Origin of the sequence: Nonomuraea rhizosphaerae (genome assembly GCF_019396405.1) — a bacterium.
Classification (GTDB): domain Bacteria; phylum Actinomycetota; class Actinomycetes; order Streptosporangiales; family Streptosporangiaceae; genus Nonomuraea; species Nonomuraea rhizosphaerae.
Genome location: NZ_JAHKRL010000501.1, coordinates 1 through 2,035, shown reverse-complemented (window position 1 = coordinate 2,035; position 2,035 = coordinate 1). Strand labels below are relative to the sequence as shown.

The 2,035-nt window shown below is 72.9% G+C and carries 3 protein-coding genes; 2 read left to right on the top strand and 1 reads right to left on the bottom strand.

The window, feature by feature from the left end:
- The coding region (locus KME77_RS26180) for a GuaB1 family IMP dehydrogenase-related protein (RefSeq protein WP_219471603.1) at positions 1–888 on the top strand (888 nt) is incomplete at its 5' end.
- Positions 889–918: 30 nt separating this feature from the next.
- Here the strand turns inward: KME77_RS26180 and KME77_RS26175 are convergent.
- On the bottom strand, positions 919–1,689 hold the full coding sequence (locus tag KME77_RS26175) for an SDR family NAD(P)-dependent oxidoreductase (protein ID WP_219471602.1): 771 nt from the start codon (positions 1,687–1,689) through the stop codon (positions 919–921).
- A gap of 79 nt (positions 1,690–1,768) precedes the next feature.
- Between KME77_RS26175 and KME77_RS26170 the strand changes: the two genes are divergently transcribed.
- A partial coding sequence (locus KME77_RS26170) for an FKBP-type peptidyl-prolyl cis-trans isomerase (RefSeq protein ID WP_219471601.1) occupies positions 1,769–2,035 on the top strand: 267 nt, incomplete at its 3' end.

The following is a 2,035-nucleotide window of genomic DNA, read 5'->3' as shown; positions in this document are numbered from 1 at the left end:
GTCGACGCCGACGGCCGCCTGGTCGGCATCCTCACCCGTACGGGCGCGCTGCGGGCCACGCTCTACCAGCCCGCCCTCGACGAGGCGGGCAGGCTGCGCATCGCCGCGGCCGTCGGCGTGAACGGCGACGTCGCCGCCAAGGCCAAGGAGCTGGTCGAGGCCGGGGTCGACTGCCTGGTGGTCGACACCGCGCACGGGCACCAGGAGAAGATGATCTCCGCCCTGCGCGCCGTCCGCGCGCTCGACCCCGGCGTGCCCGTCGCGGCGGGCAACGTGGTGACCGCCGAGGGCGTGCGCGACCTGGTGGCGGCCGGCGCCGACATCCTCAAGGTGGGAGTCGGGCCCGGTGCCATGTGCACGACGCGGATGATGACCGGGGTGGGGCGGCCGCAGTTCTCGGCCGTCCTCGAGTGCTCGGCGGAGGCGCGGCGGCTCGGCCGCCACGTGTGGGCCGACGGCGGCGTGCGCCACCCGCGCGACGTGGCGCTCGCCCTGGCCGCCGGGGCGGCGAACGTGATGATCGGCTCCTGGTTCGCCGGGACGTACGAGTCGCCCGGCGACACGCGGACCGACGCCGACGGGCGCAAGTACAAGGAGAACTACGGCATGGCCTCGGCGCGGGCCGTGCGGCTGCGCACGGCCGAGGACAGCGCGTTCGACCGGGCCAGGAAGTCGCTGTTCGAGGAGGGGATCTCGACCTCGCGCATGTACCTGGACCCGCGGCGGCCGAGCGTGGAGGACCAGATCGACGCCATCGTGGCGGGGCTGCGGTCGTCGTGCACGTACGCGGGGGCGGGGAGCCTGGAGGAGTTCCACGAGCGGGCCGTGATCGGCATCCAGAGCGCCTCCGGCTACACCGAGGGCATGCCCCTCCACCAGAGCTGGTAGCTCTCAGGCCACCGTCGCCGGTCCCGTGGCTCAGGTCGCCGTCGGGGTGGCGGTCCTTCGCCACCCGCCGGCGGCGTGGATGCCGCCGTCGACGTGCACGGTCGTGCCGGTGACGAACCTGGCCAGGTCGCCGGCCAGGAACACCGCCGCCCCCGCGGCGTCCTCCGGCCGTCCGAGCTGTCCCAGCGGCGGCAGCCGCATCGGCTCGTACGGCAGCCCCTCCCCCATGCGCGCCCGCACCAGCGCCTCGCCCTCGGTGGGCAGCCCGTCGGGGGCGATCGCGTTCACCCGGACGCCCAGCGGCGCGAACTCCAGCGCCAGCGACTTCGTCAGACTCTCCAGCGCCGCCTTCATCGCCGCGTAGACCGCGAACCCCGGCGCCGCCTGGTGCGCCTCGCTGGAGGTCACGTTGATGATCGACGCGCCCGGCCCCATCATCGGCAGCATGAGCCGGATCATGCCGGTGACCTGCGTGAAGTTCTCCTCGATCAGCGTGCGCTCGCCGCGGACGCTCGTGTCGGCGAACGCGGCGTGGAACGTCCCCCCGGCGTTGTTCACCAGCACGTCCACCCGCCCCCACCGCTCGCGCACGGCCTGCGCGAACACCTCGGCCGCGACGGGATCGCGCACGTCGAACGTCATCGCCAGCTCGCCGCGCGGCTTGTCCTTGTCGCAGACCGCGACGTGGGCGCCGAACGCCCCGAACGCCTCGGCGATGGCCCGCCCGATCCCCCTGGCCGCCCCGGTGACCACGGCGACGCGCCCGGTGAGCAGGGACACATCGGGCGAAAGGGTGGCCATGAACGATGACCATATCCCGACCGCATAGAGTCGTCGGGTCCATTCCTCATTGAGTAACAATCGTCAACAGGAGTACTTCGTGGCACTCGAGAAGCCGGAAATCGACTTCCCGGAGGGCGACGCGCCCACCGAGCTGCAGATTGTCGACCTCACCGTGGGCGATGGCCCCGAGGCCAAGTCCGGCCAGACCGTCAGCGTCCACTACGTGGGCGTCGCGTTCTCGACCGGCGAGGAGTTCGACGCCTCGTGGAACCGTAACCAGGCGTTCGAGTTCCCGCTGGGCGGGGGCCGCGTCATCGCGGGCTGGGACCAGGGCGTGGCCGGCATGAAGGTCGGCGGCCGTCGC

Coding starts and splice junctions, on each gene's coding strand:
- KME77_RS26175 (WP_219471602.1), bottom strand. CDS start 1,689: ATGGCCACCCTTTCGCCCGATGTGTCCCTGCTCACCGGGCGCGTCGCC.